The following is a 15,590-nucleotide window of genomic DNA, read 5'->3' on the forward strand; positions in this document are numbered from 1 at the left end:
CATGACGGACCCCGCATCGACCCCCGTCTGGTCGCCGTCCCTCGCCGAGCTCACCGAGCGCGTGCCGCTGCCCGAGGGCGCGGACATCCAGATGGGCCCTGTGCTGTACGACCACGAGGGCACCGAGCTCGAGGGCCTCCTCGCGCGCGACGCGTCGCAGAGCGGACGCCGCCCGGCCGTGCTCGTGATCCACGATTGGTTCGGCGTCGGCGGGCACGTGGCCGCGCGGATCCAGATGCTCGCGCGCCTCGGCTACGTCGCGTTCGCGGCCGACGTCTACGGCCGCGACGTGCGCCCCGGCCCGGAGGAGGCCGCCGAGGTGGCGGGTGCCTACTACGCCGACCTCCCGCTCATGCGCGCCCGCGTCCAGGCCGGCATCGACCGCCTGGCGGCCGAACCCGACGTCGACCCGTCGCGCATCGCCGTGATGGGCTACTGCTTCGGCGGCAGCGCCTCGCTCGAGGTCGCTCGCGCGGGTGCCGAGATCAAGGCCGCGATCTCGCTGCACGGCAGCCTCGTGGTGCACGAGCCGGCCGACGTGGCCGACGTGAAGGCCGCGATCCTCGTCCTCACGGGCGCGGATGACCCGATGGTCCCCGACGAGAGGGTCGCCGCGTTCCAGGACGAGATGCGCACGCGGCCCGCGATCGACTGGCAGGTCGTCACCTACAGCGGCGCCATGCACGCCTTCTCGGTGCCGGGCGTCGACTCGCCCGAGCACGGCGCGCAGTACCAGGACCGCGCCGAGCGCCGCTCATGGCGCGCGCTCACGGACTTCCTCGCGGAGCACCTGGGCTGACCCCTCCCCGCGTCCATCCGCGCGCCGCCGGCAGGAGCCTGCGGCGCGCGTGTCTGTCCGCGGGCCATGCGCCGGCTGGCGGAAACCTCCGCGACCCGCCGACACGCCGCCCTCGGGTTGCCATCCCCGCACCCCTCGCGTAGACTTGTGCGTGCAGTTCACGCATCCGCCATGCACCGTTGGTCCCCCCGGGGGTCCCGTCGCGCAGGCTGATCATGCGAGACACGTGCGACCCGAGGAGATCTCCATGATGGCCAGCGGCGGATTCAGCCGACGCGACCTGTTCGACGGTGCCGGATCCTCCGAGCCCGGCGTCGGACGGCCCACCCGGGGTTCCGGCACGGCGCTCCTCGAGCGGCCGCGCGCGGACGAGACGACCACCACGACGGACGGTCCGGACGGCACCGCGGAGGCCGACCCCCCTCCGTCTCGTCAGGCGGCAGCGGCCCCGGCAGCTCCCGCCCCGACCCAGCAGGCGACCATCGGCTCGGCCGAGGGCGACCTCGTGCACGTCATGACCTGCAACATCCGCCTGGCCCGCCCCTCGACCGAGCCGGGCGATCCCGACCACTGGGCCGACCGCGAGCCCGTGCTCGCCCGCTTCCTCCAGCTCGAGCAGCCCACCGTCCTCGGCGTGCAGGAGGCCCTCTCGGCCCAGCTCCCCGCCATCGCCCGGGCGCTCCCCCATCACCGCATGCTCGGCTACGGCCGCGACGGAGGGTCCGGCGGCGAGTACAGCGCGATCTTCTACGACGAGCGCCGCCTCGACGTCGTCGCGTGGGACCAGTTCTGGCTGTCCGACCTGCCGGAGCTCATCGGATCCCGCTCCTGGGGCTGCAGCACCACGCGCATCGCGACGTGGGCGCGCTTCCGCGACCGCCGCAGCGGCGCCGAGTTCGTGCACCTCAACACGCACCTCGACCACGAGTCCGAGCTCGCGCGCGTGAAGAGCGCCGACCTCATCACCGAGCGGCTGCAGGAGGTCGCGTCCGGCGCGCCCGTCGTCGTCACGGGCGACTTCAACGCGCCGGCCGAGGAGTCGGCCGCGTACGACATCCTCACGCGCGACGCCGGCCTCGCCGACACCTGGACCACGGCCGCGCACCACGCGACCCCCGGCATCGGCACGTTTACCGCCTACGGCGACCCGGTCCCCGAGGGCGAGCGCATCGACTGGATCCTCGCGGGCGACGGCGTCGAGGTGGTCGACTCGGCCATCAACCCGTACACGTACGAGGGCCGGTCGCCCTCGGATCACGCCGCCGTGCAGGCGCTCGTGCGCCTCGCGCGCACCGCCTGAGCCGCGCCGACGCGAGGCCCGGCCGCCCGTCGGCCGGGGACGCGATCACGCCCTCTGTGGATCCGCGCCACGCCACGCCGCCATCGGGCCGACGGAAACCGCATGCCACAATGGTTTCTGAGCGGCCCCGTGATCGCAGCGGCTGACGGGGTCACGTGCTCGCCGCTGCTGCGGACCCCTCCACGATCGGATGAACACCTATGCCCGCACGTCGCATGGCCCGGGGCGCCGTCAGCGCCCTCGCCGCCGTCCTCCTGCTCGCCGGGTGCACCAGCGCGAACCCGCAGCCGACGCCCACCACGACCGAGGGTGCACCCGAGCCCAGCGCGTCCGCGTCGACGGCGCCCGAGGACCTCGTGCGCATCGTCGTCATGGGCGACTCGAACACCAACGGCTTCGTCGGCACGCTGCCCCAGGGCATCGACCAGGGCATGGCCTACGTCGACTACGTCGTGGGCGACCCGCTGACCTTCGCGGGCGGCTGGGGCACGGACGGCGCGACCAGCACGGTCATGGCGGCGAACACGCCCACCGTCGAGGACGTCGACATCGCGCTCATCATGATCGGCACCAACAACCGCATCGCGCAGGTGCCGGACACGCAGCTCGACGCGGACATCCTGCAGACCGTCGAGAAGCTCGCGCCGAAGGACACGGTCATCCTCGCGATCCCGCCGCAGAACGCCTCGCCCGAGACGCCGCCCGAGGTCAACGCGCACCTCGAGCAGTTCGCCGAAGCGCAGGGCTACCACTTCTTCAACCCGTGGAAGAACCTCACGAACAAGGACATGAAGTGGCGCTCGGAGTTCTTCCGCGACGGGATCCACACGAACATGAAGGGCTACAAGCTCATGGGCGCCGAGGTGCGCAACTACGTGCGCACCGAGGTCCTCGACGACGCAGACGCCCAGAAGTAGGGGCATCCCCCCGCCCGCCCGCCGCCGACCCGGCGGTTAGGGTCGAAGCGGTGCCTCGGAAGCGTCGCGCCCGCACCAGAGGAGAGCCCGCGTGACCAGCACCGTGACAGTGAAGAGCGAGACCGGTCGGAAGATCGAGTTCCTCGAGGCGGTCCGCGGCGTCGCGTCGTTCATCGTGGTGCTGCAGCACCTGATCGCCGCGGAGTACCCGGCGTTCGAGGACTTCAGCCGCCAGTGGATCGACGCGGGGCGCGTGGGCGTCGTCGCGTTCTTCCTCGTCAGCGGCTACGTGATCCCGCTCAGCCTCCAGCGCCAGGACACCCGCACCTTCCTCGTGCGTCGCCTCTACCGGCTCTTCCCGCTCTACTGGCTCGTGCTCGGCCTCATGATGCTGTGGGTCGCGACCACGGGCGACGGTGAGCTCGGCGGCCCGCTCGTGATCATGGCGAACGTGCTCATGGTGCAGGGCGCCGTGGGCATCTCCACGATCGTGCCGACGGCATGGACCCTCGGCATCGAGCTGATCTTCTACGGCCGGTCCCTCGTCGCGAAGCTCATCGGCCGCCTCGACCGGAGCGTCGTCATGGGCTACGTCTGGCTCGCGGGCTTCGTCGCCGCCGCGATCGCCGGCCGGGTGCTCGAGCGCGAGCTGCCCTGGACGCTGCCGCTGCTGCTCTACACGGCGTCGCTCGGGCACGTGATCCACCTGCGCGACCGCGACGGATCCACCGCCTGGCGCGGCCTGCTCGTCGCGGGCGTCGTGGGCGTGCCGCTGTTCACCTACCTCAACGGCGGGCAGGACGCCGCGTGGCCGCCCTTCGACTACGCCGTGTCGTTCCTGCTCGGGCTCGGCCTGTTCTTCGCGTTCTACGCGTCGCGCCGGGCAGCCCACTCGCGCGTGCTGATCTGGCTCGGCGCGATCTCCTACGCCGCGTACCTCCTGCACCCGCTGGCCTACCGCGTGGTTCGCGCCCTCGACGTGCCCGAGGGGATCGTGCGGGTCGCCGCCGCCATCGCCGTCACGCTCGTCGTCTCCTGGCTCGTGCACCGGTTCGTGGAGGTGCCGTTCATCGGCGTCGCCCGCCGCCTCACGAGCCGCTCGTCGGCCGCCAGGGCGCCGCGGAGCTGATCCTCGGAGCCGCGCTCCCCGGAGCGCGCTGACCGCGGGCGGCGCGCCGGCCGCGCACGAGCGGGCCCGCAGCCCCCTCGGATCCGCCGCACGACGATCATCGGGCCCCGGACGTGGTCCCCGATCCGGGCGACTCGCGCCGGGCGCCGGACCCGTCGGTGCGCGTCATCTCCGCTCGGGCCAGGTCGCCCTCCTTCCGCGCGGGGGTCCCGCGCGGGGGTCGTCCGCCCGCCGCACGGACGCCTTCGCCGCCGGGCGCACGACGACGGGCGCCCCTCCCGGAGGAGGAGCGCCCGTCGTGGCGTGCGGTGGGGCGGGCGGGTCAGCCGGCGGCCGGAGCCGGGGCGGCGCCGATGCCGAGCGGCGCGAGGACGTCCGACATGATCGGCGCCAGGTCCTGCGACTGGCGGGCCGTGAGGTGCGACGTGTCGCCGCGCACGGGGATCCCGTTCACGAACGCCGGGCACGTGCCCTGGCTGCAGAACCAGCCCTGCGTGTTGATGAACTGGACCGGCGCGCCGACCTCGGTCGCCGCGGCCTCCATGGTGCGGGCGTGGCTGATGAACGACGGCGACACCGTGGACTGGCAGTCGTTCGGCGAGCTCGTCGGCGTCTTGCACTCCACGAGGGCCGTGGCTGCCGGCGGGCGGGACAGGACGATCACGTTCGACGCGGCGGTCTTCAGCGAGTTCATCGTGGTGAGCGCACCGGCCTGCCACTCGCGGTCGGCGGCGCCACCCGTGGCCTTGCTCGACAGGTACGAGTTGTCCACGGCCTCGCTCATGAGCACGAGCGCCGGCTTGGTGGCGTTCATCTCGTTGAGCGCCCAGGTGCGGAAGTCCCCGCACTCCGTGTACTCGGATCCGTCGGTGTCGGTGCTCGTGACGGTGGACGCGGGGCAGCGGGCCATGGTGAGGATGCGCACCTTCCACTCGTCGCCGAGGCTGGCGCGCAGCATGGGCGCGTAGCTGATCGCGAGCGAGTCGCCGAAGATCACGGCGGTCTTGTCCGGGCCCGCCGAGGCGTTCCCGTAGACGCAGTGCTCGGTGTTCTTGATCGCGTCCTTCTCCTTGGCGAGGTCGGCGCCGAGGCAGCCCTCCTTCGCCCACTCGGGCGCGATGACGTCGCGGCCGAAGTCGCCGAACGCCTCGACGGCGGGATCGAGCGCCGGCCACTCGTCCGACGCGAGCGCCGCGGTGATCTGCTCGCCCCGGGTCGCGAGGGCGGTGCCGGTGGCCTCGACGGGAGCGGCGGTGCCGCCCGTGCTGGGCGTCCCGCTCCCGAGCTGGCTCTGGTCGCTGGGGTCGTCGCGGACGACGGCCACGGCGACGACGCCGACCACGGCGACCGCGACGACGGAGAGCGCCGCGACGGTCATCTTCAGCTGCATGCCCGCGGACCGGCGGCCGGCCTTCTTCGGGTCGAGCCAGCTGGAGCGGCGGATCGGGTCCTCGACGAGGTGGAACGACGCGATGGCGAGCACGAGGGTCGCGCCGATCGCGGCCGCGTAGTACATCGTGCGGTCGCGGATCAGCGAGTCCAGCAGGATGATCGCCGGGAAGTGCCAGAGGTACAGCGAGAACGAGAGCTTGCCGATGTAGGTGGTGACCGGGTTCGTGATCGGCACCATCGCCTTCGACACCCCGCCGATGCCCGAGGCGATGACGAGCGCGGTCGCGACGACCGGCAGCAGGCCGAAGGGCACCGGGAACGCGTTGTCGCCGGAGACGAGGAAGAAGGACGCGATGATGCCCGCGAGGCCGACGTAGCCGAGCACCGGGCGGATGGCTGCGGGCAGCGTGGCGATCCGCGCCGCGAAGATCGCGAGCAGCGCGCCGATGCCGAGCTCCCAGGCGCGGGAGAACGTGGAGAAATACGCGACCGTCGAGCGGGCCTGGGTCTCGTAGAAGCCCCACGCCAGCGACGCGACGATGAGGACGCCGACCGTGATGCCGATGGTCTGCGTGAAGAGGCGGGCGCGCTTGACGCGGTTCTTGGGGGTGCGGCGGCGGGCGAACGTGATGACCAGGAAGATCAACACGGGCCAGACGAGGTAGAACTGCTCCTCGACCGAGAGCGACCAGTAGTGGCGGAACGGCGAGACGGGGCCGTCGGACGCGAAGTAGTCGGTGCCGGCGCTGGCGAAGTGCCAGTTGGAGACGAAGAGGGCCGACCAGACGGCGTCCCACAGGCTGGCCTGCGCGCGCACCACGTTGAAGACGAGGAACGACACGGCCGTGGAGACCACGAGCACGAGGAGCGTGGCCGGCATGATGCGGCGGACGCGGCGCTTGTAGAAGTCGAGGAACGAGATCGTCTTGGTGCGCTCGTACTCCTTGAGCAGCAGGCCCGTGATGAGGAAGCCGCTGATGACGAAGAAGACGTCGACGCCCACGAAGCCGCCGGACGGCCAGTCGAAGAGGTGGTCGACGATGACGGCGACCACCGCGAGGGCGCGCAGGCCCTCGACGTCCGGCCTGAAGCCGCGGTTCACCGCGGGCGAATCCCCCTCAGCTGGTGGGTTCTTGTCGTCCGGCGCGGAGCGGAGCTCCGACGGATCCGGGAGCGCGGGCGTGCCCCGGCGAAATGTCTGCGAGCTCATGGCCCAGGTCCCTACTCACTCGTGTACCGCCGTGCAGCACTGCTGTCTGAGCGACCCTAACAGGGCGGTTCGGGCCCTACCACGCCCCGGACGGGGGCGTTCCGGGCTGCTGGCACCGCTCGAGAGCTGTGTGATGATAGACAGCCGAGGCTGTGGATATCCCACGTATGCGGACACTCCGCGCCTGTGTGCTTTTGGGGAAGGGTTCTAAGTTATGGCGCTCCGTGACTTCATTCGGATGCTGCGTAGGGGCGCGGTGCTGATCATCCTGACGCTCCTGGTCGGGGTGGGTGCCGCTGCGGCCTTCTCCCTGCTCCAGACCCCTGAGTACGAGGCGTCCACCAAGATGTACGTCGCCCAGAGCAGCTCCTCCAACGTGCAGGACCTGCAGCAGGGCAACAACTTCATCACGCAGGCGGTGAAGAGCTACGCGGACGTCGTCACGACCCGCGCCGTGCTCCAGCCCGTCATCGACCAGTACGGACTCGACGTCACGTCGCGCGAGCTGGCCGAGTCGGTCCGCGCCTCCGCGCCGCTCGACACCACGATCATCGACATCACGGTCAAGGACCAGTCCCGCCAGGACGCCGCAACCCTCGCGGACGCCATCGGCGAGAGCCTCAAGACGGTCGTCGGCACGCTCGTCCCGGAGACCATCGAGGGCACGCCGCAGGTGCAGATCACACAGCTCGAGCAGGCGGAGATCCCCGAGTCGCCGTCCTCGCCGAACCTGCCCGTCAACATCATCGTCGGCGCGCTCATCGGCCTCCTCATCGGCGTGGGCGTCAGCCTCCTCCGCGAGACGCTCGACAACCGCATCCGCGGGGAGCGCGACGTCGAGCTCGTCACGACGAAGCCCATCCTCGGCGGCATCGCGTACGACCCGAAGGCGACCGAGCGTCCGCTCATCGTCCAGGACGACCCGCGGAGCCCCCGCGCCGAGTCCTTCCGCAGCCTCCGCACGAACCTCCAGTTCCTGGAGTTCGGCGGCCGCTCGCGCAGCTTCGTCATCACCTCGTCCATCCAGGGCGAGGGCAAGTCGACGACCAGCTCGAACCTCGCGCTGGCGCTGGCCGACTCGGGCATCAAGGTCGTCCTCATCGACGCCGACCTCCGCCGTCCGCGTCTCGCGTCCTACATGGGCCTCGAGGGCGCCGTGGGCCTCACCGACATCCTCATCGGCCGCGCCGAGATCGAGGACGTCATCCAGCCCTGGGGCTCGGGCATGCTCTCGATCCTCCCCGCCGGCCAGATCCCGCCGAACCCGTCGGAGCTCCTCGGCTCGCAGGGCATGGCCCGCCTGCTGCAGGACCTCGAGGCGCGCTACGACGTCGTGCTCATCGACGCCCCGCCGCTGCTGCCCGTCACCGACGCGGCGATCCTGTCCAAGAACGCTGGCGGCGCCATCATCGTGGTCGCCGCGGGCCGCACGCACCGCACGCAGCTGAAGAGCGCCATCGCCAACCTCACCAACGTGGGCGCGGACGTGCTCGGCCTCGTCATCACCATGCTCCCCACCAAGGGCCCGGACGCGTACGGCTACGGCCACTACGGCTACGGGTACGGGTACGGGTACGGGTACGGGTACGGGTACACGGAGGACGAGGACGGTCAGAAGACCAAGGCGCCCATCGAGAAGATCAAGGCGTAGCTCCCCTCCATGTCGGAACTCCCCCCCACGAGCCGCAGGGCCGCACGCGCGGCCCTCGGCGACGCATCCTCCGAGGGCGTCGACGACGGCTCGTTCCGCGTCCTGTTCGTCTGCTCGGGCAACATCTGCCGCTCCGCCCTCGCCGAGCAGGTCCTCCGGGCCCGGGTGCGGGCGATCTTCGGCGACCACGCGGCCGAGGCCGACTCGGTCGTGCGCTTCTCCAGCGCCGGCACGATCGCGGCCGAGGGGCAGCGCATGCCCGAGCAGGCGGCGGAGCTCTCCGTGCGGTACGGCGGGGATCCGAGCGAGCACCAGGCGCGGTTCCTGACGCCCGGCATCATCCAGGGGGTCGACCTGGTGCTCACCATGGCGCGCGAGCACCGCAGCGCCGTCGTGCGCGCGGTGCCCCGCGCCAACCGCTTCACGTTCACGATCCGCGAGTTCGCGGCGCTGTTCGAGCACCTCGTCGAGGTGACGGGGGACGAGAAGCACATCGCGTGCGACGGCGACGTGCCGGAGCAGCTGCGGGCGCTCATCCCGCTCGTCGCGGCCCAGCGCGGCGTCACCCTGCCGCCCGCGCACGAGGACGACTACGACGTGGTCGACCCGTACCGCCGCTCGCAGGCCACGTATGACGCCTCGGGCGAGCAGGCCGGGGGCGCCATCGAGTCGATCCTCGAGTCGGTGCGCGCCGTGACCCGGACCGACGCGCCGCGCCTGCGGGGCTGACCCGACCAGACCACCACCGCCCACGCGAGCGCACGCCGCTCCATCAGACACCGCCGGCTCCCGATCGGGAGCCACCTGCCCCGGGGGACCAGTGGACACGCAACAGACACGACGCACGGACGAGGCCCAGGAGGGCTCGCGCTGGCGGGTCGTCTACGCCCGGCGCCTCGCGCTGAGCGACGCGATCGTCATCATCCTCACGACCTTCGGGGTGCAGTTCCTGTGGTTCGGGACGACGGCCGGCACGGTCGACCTCGGCGGCAACGCCCAGGGCGTCGCCGTCACCTACACGATGGTCTCCGTCGTGCTGATCCTCTCGTGGCTGTTCGTGCTCACCGTCTACAGCACGCGCGACTACCGCATCGTCGGCACCGGCACGCAGGAGTACAAGCAGGTCGCCGACGCGACGCTGCGGCTGTTCGGGATCATCGCCATCGTCGCCTTCCTCGTGAAGATCGACCTGGCGCGCGGCTACATCGTCACGGGCCTGCCGCTCGGCCTCGTGCTGCTGCTGCTGTCGCGGGCGCTCTGGCGCGTGTGGCTCTCGGCCCAGCGCCGGCGCGGCGAGTTCTCCTCGCTGATCCTCCTGGTCGGATCCCTGGAGAGCACCACCCACACCGCCACGACGCTCGCCCGCGCCCCCAAGGCCGGCTACCGCGTGGTCGGCGCGTGCCTCACGGGCGACGCGCGGCCGTCCCGCCTCCCGGGCCTCGACGTGCCCGTCGTCGGCAACGCGGACGACGTGCTCGGGGAGCTCGAGCGCCTCGGCGCCGACACGCTCGTGCTCACCTCGAGCGACGAGCTGCCGCCGGAGCGGATCCGCGAGCTCAGCTGGCGCCTCGAGCCCGGCCGCCACCACCTCGTCATGGCGCCCGGCCTCACCGACATCGGCGGCCCGCGCATCCACACGCGCCCGGTCGCCGGCCTCCCCCTCATCCACGTGGAGACGCCGCGCTTCGAGGGACGGAAGCTGCTCTCCAAGCGCCTGTTCGACATCGTCGTCTCCGGCATCACGCTCATCGTGCTGAGCCCCGTCTTCCTCATCCTTGCGATCCTCATCAAGGCCACGAGCAAGGGCGACGTCTTCTACAAGCAGGAGCGCATCGGCCTGAACGGCGAGCCGTTCCACATGCTCAAGTTCCGCTCGATGCGCATGAACGCCGACGCCGAGCTCTTCGCGCTGCTCGAGCAGCAGGGCACGGCCGACACCCCGCTGTTCAAGGTGACGGATGACCCGCGCATCACGAAGGTCGGCGGCGTGCTGCGCCGCTACTCGCTCGACGAGCTGCCGCAGTTCCTCAACGTGCTGCTGGGATCCATGAGCCTCATCGGCCCGCGCCCGCAGCGCGAGGGCGAGGTCGCGCTGTACGACAGCGCCGCGCGCCGCCGCCTGCTCATCAAGCCCGGCATGTCCGGCCTCTGGCAGGTCTCGGGACGCTCGTCACTCTCCTGGGAGGACGCCATCCGCCTCGACCTCTACTACGTGGAGAACTGGTCGCTCACGGGCGACATCATCATCCTGGCGCGCACGTTCAAGGCCGTCTTCGGCGCGGACGGGGCCGTCTGATGGGCGGCCTGCTGGTCCAGGAGTGGATCGAGAAGTCGGGCGGATCCGAGAAGGTGTTCGACGCGTTCGCGCACGCCTTCCCCGACGCCGACCTCTTCACGCTCTGGAACGACGACCCGGGCCGGTTCGGCGACCGCCCGGTGCGCGAGAGCTGGATCGCGCGCACGCCGCTGCGGAAGCGCAAGCCGCTGGCCCTGCCGTTCATGCCGCTCACGTGGAGCTCGCTCGACCTCGACGCGTACGAGTGGACCCTCGCGAGCTCGCACCTGTTCGCGCACCACCTCGGCCACGGGGACCACGGCACCCGCCGCCACGTCTACGTGCACAGCCCCGCGCGCTACCTCTGGACCCCGGACCTCGACCAGCGCGGCGCGAACCCGCTCGTCAAGGCGGCCGCTCCCCCGCTGCGCGCCCTCGACCGCCGGCGCGCGCAGGCCTCCCGCGCCGAGGTCGCCGCGAACAGCGCGTTCGTGCGCGACCGCATCCGCACGGCGTGGGACGTCGACGCGCGGGTCATCCACCCGCCCGTCGACGCGTCCGTCATCCGCGGCACCGCGTCGTGGGCGGATGCGCTCACCGGCGCCGACGCCGCCCTCGCCGCGTCGCTGCCCGACCAGTTCCTCCTCGGCGCCAGCCGGTTCGTGCCGTACAAGCGGCTCAACCTCGTGATCCGCGCGGGAGAGGCCGCGGGCGTGCCCGTCGTGCTCGCCGGATCCGGCCCCCTCGCCGAGGAGCTCCAGGCGCAGGCCGACGCGGCCACCGTGCCCGTGACGATCGTGCCGCGCCCGTCGGACGCGCTCCTCTACACGCTCTACCAGCGCGCGCTCGCGTACGTGTTCCCCGCGGTCGAGGACTTCGGGATCATGCCCGTCGAGGCCATGGCCGCCGGCGCCCGCGTGCTCGTCACCGACGTCGGCGGCGCGACCGAGAGCGTGGTCGACGGCGTGACCGGCGTGCACGTGCACGCGTGGGAGGGCGCCGAGCTCGCCGACGCCGTCGCCCGGGCCGCGGCCCTGGATCCCGCCGCGAGCGTCCGCCGCTCCCACGACTTCGACGCCGCCGTGTTCGAGCGGCACATCGCCTCCTGGGTCCGCCACGACGGCGCCCGCCTCGACGGGGCGGTCGCGTGATGCGCCGGCTCGTCGTCAACGAGGCCTACGCAGGGCAGCGGGTCACCGGCCAGCAGCGCTACGCGACGGAGATCGCCCGCGCCCTCGAGGGCAAGAAGGGCGTCACGCGCGCCACGCCGTCCGAGGGCGTCGCGTCGTCCGGCGCGCGCAGCTGGCTCTGGGTGCAGACGACCCTGCCGTGGATCACGCGCCAGGACGTGCTCCTGTCGCTCACGAGCCGCGCGCCGCTCGTGCACCGCCGCCACATCGTCGTCGTCCACGACCTCTTCGTGCTCACGAACCCCGAGTGGTACAGCCGCGAGTACGTCGTCACCCACGTGCCCCTGCTCAAGGCGAACCTGCGCGACGCGCGCGTGATCGTCACCGTGAGCGAGCCCGTCGCCGAGCAGGTGCGCGAGCTCGGCCTCTCCAGCGCGCCCGTCGTGGTCGCGCCCAACGCGCCGAGCCCCGTGTTCGGCGAGCCGCGCGGCGCCGAGGAGCGCGCCCGCGTGCTCGAGCGGTTCGGCGTGACCGACGGCGGGTACCTGCTCGCGGTCGGCAGCATGGATCCGCGCAAGAACCTCAAGCGCCTCACCGAGGCGTACCTCGAGCTGCCCGCCGAGACCCGCGCCGCCCATCCGCTCGTGCTCGTGGGCGCGAAGAGCGCCGTCTTCGGCGACGTCGACATGGCCGAGTCGGACGACATCAAGCTGGCCGGCTACGTGACCGACGACGAGCTCGCCGTGCTCTACGCGGCCTCGCGCGGCGTCGTGTTCCCGAGCCTCGCGGAGGGCTTCGGCCTGCCGCTCGTGGAGGCGATGGTCGCCGGCGCGCGCCTCGCTGTCTCCGACATCCCCGTCTTCCACTGGATCTGCGAGGACGACGCCGACTACTTCTCCCCCGCCGACACGTCCGCCATCACCGGGGCGCTCGCCCGGCTGGCGGCCGCCGACCCGCTCGAGGACGAGGACGCCGCGCGCATCCGCCGCGCCGTCACCTGCCGCTTCGACTGGCGCACCTCCGCGCAGACCGTCCACGACGCCTACCAGAGCATCGGGACGCGATGATCCGGCGGATCGGGCTGCTGCTCCCCACGGGAGCCGCAGGGCTCACGCGCGTGCTCCAGCTGGTGCTGCTCGTGGTCCTCACGCGGCTGTCGGAGGGGTCGGCCCAGAGCGCGCTCGTCACCGGGTTCGCGCTCCTCAGCTCGTTCGCGATCATCACCGACTCCGGCGCCGCCAACTTCCTGCTGTCGCTGCCGCGCGCGCGCCTCACCCGGAGCGTGCATGCGCGTGCGGTCGCCTTCCACGCGGGGCTCGGCTCGCTCGGCGCGGTGATCGCCGTGGTGCTCACCGTCGCGGCCGCCTCCTCGATCCCGGGCGAGGCCGTGCTGCTGCTCGCGGCGCTCGGCGTCAGCCAGGTGCTCGACTCGCTCACCCGCACGATCCGCGCGCCCCTGCTCGTCGGGCGCCGCGACGCGTCCTACGCGTTCCCCGACCTCGCGCTCGTGGTGCTGAAGGCCGTGCCGCTCGTCATCGCGGTGCTCGTGCCCGAGATCCTCGTGCTGCTCGCCTTCCCGGTCGTGTCGCTCGTCGTCACCGCGGGCACGTGGATCGCCGTCCGCCGCGGCCTCGCGACCACGAGCGACGAGCCCGTGCGCGTGTTCCCGCAGATCCTGGAGTTCGGCCTCTCGGGATCCCTCAGCGCGCTCTACTCGCAGGCGCCGCTCGTGCTCGGCACCGCCATCCTCGGGGTCGACGCCGTCACGCCGCTCGCGCTCGCCTACCGCGTGGTGCAGCCGCTCGAGGTGCTGCCGGCGACGCTCTCGCAGCAGCTGATCCCGCGGATCCGCGCCGCCGGTCGCCCCGCGCGCGCCTACTGGTGGCGGTTCGCGCTCGGCGGCCTCGTGCTGGCCGGGATCCTCGCGCTCCTCCGCGGCCCGGTCGAGCAGGTCTTCGGCGGCGACGCGTTCGACCAGGCGATCTTCCTCGTGATCCTGCTGTCGGTCGCCCCGAAGTTCGGCAACTACGCGCTCATGGCGTACGCGATGGGCTCCGACCTCGTCCGCGTGCGGCTCACCGCGACCATCGTCACGGGAGTCGTCGCCGTGGTCCTCACGCTCGCCGCCGCGCTCACGGCCGGCCCCGCCCTGCTCGCCGGCGTCACGCTCGTCGCGGAGCTCGTCCTGAGCGCCGCCATCGCCGCGCTCCTCATCCGCCACCGCACCAGCCCCGTCAGGAAGGAGGACGCATGAGGACCCTCATCGTCTCCGCCGACCGCACCCTCGCGTCCGGCCACCCGCAGAACCTCGGGGACGCCTTCCTCACCGACGCGCTCTCCGAGCGGCTCCGCCGGGCGGGCCACGAGACCGTGATCGCCGACTTCGGGCAGGCCGCGCGCCTCGACTCCACCGAGGAGCGCGCCCGGGTCTCCGGCGTCCGCGCGCTGGCCGACCTCGTCCGCCAGGTCGACGCGGTCGTCGTCGGCGGCGGCACGCTCCTCGCGGACGACCAGCCGGACCGCCCGTTCGCGGGCCTCCCCCGTCTCATGGCGGTGACCGGGCTCATCGCGCGCACCAGCCGCACGCCGCTCGCCGTGTTCGGCGTCGGCGCGGATCCCGTCACCCGCCGCCGCGCGCGCCTCGCCCTCCGCTCGGGTCTCGACGGTGCCCGCGTCTGGACCCGCGACCCCGACTCCGCCGGCCGTGCCGCCGGCTACTCGAAGCTCCCGATCGAGGTCGCCGCCGACGTCAGCCTCTTCGCCGCCCCCGAGCTCGCCGCCATGGCCGCGCCGGCCGCGCATCGCCGCGGCGCCGTGGTCGCGCTCAACGCGAAGCACTCCCCGCAGGCGACGCTCGCCGACGTCGCCGCGCTCGAGGAGCGCTTCGGCGAGGTCGTGTTCGTGTCGATGGACCAGGGCGACGACTCCGACGCCGGCGCCCTGCACCCCGAGGTGCGCGCCCGGCTCACGACCGAGCCCGGCGACCACGGCTGGCGCCGCGCGGCCGGGATCATGGCCGACCGCGAGGTCGTCATCGCCTCTCGCATGCACGCCATGTACCTCGGTACGATGCTGACGACGCCCGTGGTCGCCGTCGGTGGCGCCACCAAGGTCGGGGCGTTCACGACCGAGTTCGGCACGCGCACGGAGCCCGCGTTCGACCGGGCGGTCCGCACCGCCATCGCAGCCCCGGCCGACGCCGGTGCCGCATCCACCACCGCGGCGGCGCTCGTCGCCGCCACCGCCCGCCTGGACGCGGCTTTCGAGGAGATGACCACATGGGTCCGACGTACCGCCTAGCGACCCCGGCGGTCTTCGCGGCCGCCGTGGTGCTCACCGTCCTCGCCGCGCTCGGCGGCGTGGCCCTGCTCGGCAACGAGCTGTCCTACCCGTTCATGATCGCGGTGCTCGCGATCCTGCTCGTCGGCGTGCTCGTGAAGGAGACGGTCTCCAACGGGGATCCGATCACCCCGGGCGGCATCGTCGCCTTCACCGGCCTGCTCCTGTTCGTGCTGCGCCCGCTCACGGTCGCCAACAGCATGGAGACGAGCCCGGGCGCCATCGCCGACACGCGCTTCTTCTCCCCCACGCTGCAGCTCGCGGCCAGCTCCGCGCTCATCGAGGCGCTGATCTTCTTCTCGGCGTTCTTCGTCGTCTACTACTACTCGGTGGCCCGCGAGGCCCGGCGGATCGCCCGCAGCGGCGAGGACGCAGCGGCCCTCGAGCAGAACGCCATCGCCGGCGGCCCGGCCGTCGTCGACCCCGACACGCAGGTGCGCTAGCAGCG

13 protein-coding genes are annotated in these 15,590 nt (G+C 72.4%); 12 read left to right on the forward strand and 1 reads right to left on the reverse strand.

Annotated elements, in window-relative coordinates; genetic code table 11:
- Window position 1: 1 nt before the first annotated feature.
- The 4 genes from HDR73_RS16155 (at window position 2) to HDR73_RS16170 (ending at window position 4,145) form a co-directional block, all read left to right on the forward strand.
- Window positions 2-799 carry a dienelactone hydrolase family protein gene (locus tag HDR73_RS16155; protein ID WP_223842640.1) on the forward strand — a complete coding sequence of 266 codons (798 nt, stop codon included), beginning with the start codon at window positions 2-4 and terminating at the stop codon, window positions 797-799.
- A 247-nt stretch (window positions 800-1,046) separates the two neighbouring features.
- Window positions 1,047-2,099 (forward strand): endonuclease/exonuclease/phosphatase family protein, encoded by a 1,053-nt coding sequence (locus HDR73_RS16160; protein ID WP_041464639.1) that lies wholly within the window; start codon window positions 1,047-1,049, stop codon window positions 2,097-2,099.
- Window positions 2,100-2,299: 200 nt separating this feature from the next.
- Window positions 2,300-3,016 (forward strand): SGNH/GDSL hydrolase family protein, encoded by a 717-nt coding sequence (locus HDR73_RS16165; RefSeq protein WP_012299551.1) that lies wholly within the window; start codon window positions 2,300-2,302, stop codon window positions 3,014-3,016.
- A gap of 91 nt (window positions 3,017-3,107) precedes the next feature.
- Window positions 3,108-4,145 carry an acyltransferase family protein gene (locus HDR73_RS16170; protein ID WP_041464640.1) on the forward strand — a complete coding sequence of 346 codons (1,038 nt, stop codon included), beginning with the start codon at window positions 3,108-3,110 and terminating at the stop codon, window positions 4,143-4,145.
- A 322-nt stretch (window positions 4,146-4,467) separates the two neighbouring features.
- On the opposite strand, the gene HDR73_RS16175 is transcribed toward HDR73_RS16170, so the two are convergent.
- Window positions 4,468-6,747, reverse strand: coding sequence for an acyltransferase family protein (locus HDR73_RS16175; protein WP_012299553.1), 2,280 nt, complete (start codon window positions 6,745-6,747; stop codon window positions 4,468-4,470).
- Window positions 6,748-6,961: 214 nt separating this feature from the next.
- Between HDR73_RS16175 and HDR73_RS16180 the strand changes: the two genes are divergently transcribed.
- From HDR73_RS16180 to HDR73_RS16215, 8 genes are all read left to right on the forward strand, one after another.
- Window positions 6,962-8,398, forward strand: a complete 1,437-nt coding sequence (locus tag HDR73_RS16180) for a tyrosine-protein kinase domain-containing protein (protein ID WP_041464641.1) — start codon at window positions 6,962-6,964, stop codon at window positions 8,396-8,398.
- Between the two features lie 9 nt (window positions 8,399-8,407).
- On the forward strand, window positions 8,408-9,127 hold the full coding sequence (locus HDR73_RS16185) for an arsenate reductase/protein-tyrosine-phosphatase family protein (protein ID WP_012299555.1): 720 nt from the start codon (window positions 8,408-8,410) through the stop codon (window positions 9,125-9,127).
- A 91-nt stretch (window positions 9,128-9,218) separates the two neighbouring features.
- A complete protein-coding gene (locus HDR73_RS16190; protein WP_041464642.1) occupies window positions 9,219-10,694 on the forward strand; it encodes a sugar transferase in 1,476 nt (491 codons plus the stop codon).
- Complete coding sequence (locus tag HDR73_RS16195; RefSeq protein WP_012299557.1) at window positions 10,694-11,824, forward strand: glycosyltransferase; 1,131 nt, start codon at window positions 10,694-10,696, stop codon at window positions 11,822-11,824. The genes HDR73_RS16190 and HDR73_RS16195 overlap by 1 nt, the downstream gene beginning before the upstream one ends.
- The gene (locus HDR73_RS16200; protein ID WP_223842641.1) at window positions 11,824-12,870 is read left to right on the forward strand and encodes a glycosyltransferase family 4 protein; all 1,047 of its coding nucleotides are present in this window, start codon (window positions 11,824-11,826) and stop codon (window positions 12,868-12,870) included. Before HDR73_RS16195 ends, HDR73_RS16200 begins: the two co-directional genes overlap by 1 nt.
- Window positions 12,867-14,057: a polysaccharide biosynthesis protein gene (locus tag HDR73_RS16205; RefSeq protein WP_012299559.1), complete on the forward strand. Its 1,191-nt coding sequence runs from the start codon at window positions 12,867-12,869 to the stop codon at window positions 14,055-14,057. The genes HDR73_RS16200 and HDR73_RS16205 overlap by 4 nt, the downstream gene beginning before the upstream one ends.
- The gene (locus HDR73_RS16210; protein ID WP_012299560.1) at window positions 14,054-15,103 is read left to right on the forward strand and encodes a polysaccharide pyruvyl transferase family protein; all 1,050 of its coding nucleotides are present in this window, start codon (window positions 14,054-14,056) and stop codon (window positions 15,101-15,103) included. Before HDR73_RS16205 ends, HDR73_RS16210 begins: the two co-directional genes overlap by 4 nt.
- On the forward strand, window positions 15,082-15,585 hold the full coding sequence (locus HDR73_RS16215) for a hypothetical protein (RefSeq protein ID WP_041464643.1): 504 nt from the start codon (window positions 15,082-15,084) through the stop codon (window positions 15,583-15,585). Before HDR73_RS16210 ends, HDR73_RS16215 begins: the two co-directional genes overlap by 22 nt.
- Window positions 15,586-15,590: the final 5 nt, after the last annotated feature.

It is taken from the genome of Clavibacter sp., assembly GCF_014802555.1.
Classification (GTDB): Bacteria; Actinomycetota; Actinomycetes; order Actinomycetales; family Microbacteriaceae; genus Clavibacter; species Clavibacter sepedonicus.

Coding starts and splice junctions, on each gene's coding strand:
- HDR73_RS16155 (WP_223842640.1), top strand. CDS start 2: ATGACGGACCCCGCATCGACCCCCGTCTGGTCGCCGTCCCTCGCCGAG.
- HDR73_RS16160 (WP_041464639.1), top strand. CDS start 1,047: ATGATGGCCAGCGGCGGATTCAGCCGACGCGACCTGTTCGACGGTGCC.
- HDR73_RS16165 (WP_012299551.1), top strand. CDS start 2,300: ATGCCCGCACGTCGCATGGCCCGGGGCGCCGTCAGCGCCCTCGCCGCC.
- HDR73_RS16175 (WP_012299553.1), bottom strand. CDS start 6,747: ATGAGCTCGCAGACATTTCGCCGGGGCACGCCCGCGCTCCCGGATCCG.
- HDR73_RS16180 (WP_041464641.1), top strand. CDS start 6,962: ATGGCGCTCCGTGACTTCATTCGGATGCTGCGTAGGGGCGCGGTGCTG.
- HDR73_RS16185 (WP_012299555.1), top strand. CDS start 8,408: ATGTCGGAACTCCCCCCCACGAGCCGCAGGGCCGCACGCGCGGCCCTC.
- HDR73_RS16195 (WP_012299557.1), top strand. CDS start 10,694: ATGGGCGGCCTGCTGGTCCAGGAGTGGATCGAGAAGTCGGGCGGATCC.
- HDR73_RS16200 (WP_223842641.1), top strand. CDS start 11,824: ATGCGCCGGCTCGTCGTCAACGAGGCCTACGCAGGGCAGCGGGTCACC.
- HDR73_RS16205 (WP_012299559.1), top strand. CDS start 12,867: ATGATCCGGCGGATCGGGCTGCTGCTCCCCACGGGAGCCGCAGGGCTC.
- HDR73_RS16210 (WP_012299560.1), top strand. CDS start 14,054: ATGAGGACCCTCATCGTCTCCGCCGACCGCACCCTCGCGTCCGGCCAC.
- HDR73_RS16215 (WP_041464643.1), top strand. CDS start 15,082: ATGGGTCCGACGTACCGCCTAGCGACCCCGGCGGTCTTCGCGGCCGCC.